At 67.3% G+C, this 496-nt stretch carries 1 protein-coding gene; it reads right to left on the bottom strand.

The features are described from left to right. A partial coding sequence (locus HBA93_RS18330; RefSeq protein WP_221724254.1) for an HAD-IC family P-type ATPase occupies positions 1–496 on the bottom strand: 496 nt, incomplete at both ends.

Here is a 496-nt window from a genome sequence, read left to right as displayed (position 1 = left end):
ACCACAAGAACCGTGCCGCCCTCATGCCCCACCACCGCGAGCGGCAGCGGCAGGGCGAAGAACAGGCTCGAGGCGACCAGAAGCAGCATCATGCCGATGGCGAAAGTCAGATTCTGACGGATGATCCGGCGGGTGCGGCGCGCCAACCGATGCGCGGCGGCAAGGCGGGCCATGTCCTCCGACAACAGTGCGACATCGGCTGCCTGCAAGGCGACGTCGCTGCCCGCTGCGCCCATGGCGATGCCGACATCGGCCCGCGCCAGCGCGGCGGCGTCGTTCACCCCGTCGCCGACAAAGGCCACCTTTCCATTCTTTGCCAGTTCGCCCACCAGTCGGACCTTGTCTTCAGGCAGCAGATCGGCATGGACATGTTTTGCCTCCAGCCCGAGTTCCGCGGCGATCCGCAAGCCGACAGGGCGCCGGTCGCCGGTCATCATGGCGATAGTATCTACCCCAGCCACCCTGAGCCCAGCCAACCCCGCGGCCGAGGTCTCGC

This window comes from Ochrobactrum sp. SFR4, from assembly GCF_019730395.1.
GTDB lineage: Bacteria > Pseudomonadota > Alphaproteobacteria > Rhizobiales > Rhizobiaceae > Pseudochrobactrum.
This window is presented reverse-complemented; position numbering and strand designations above follow the sequence as displayed.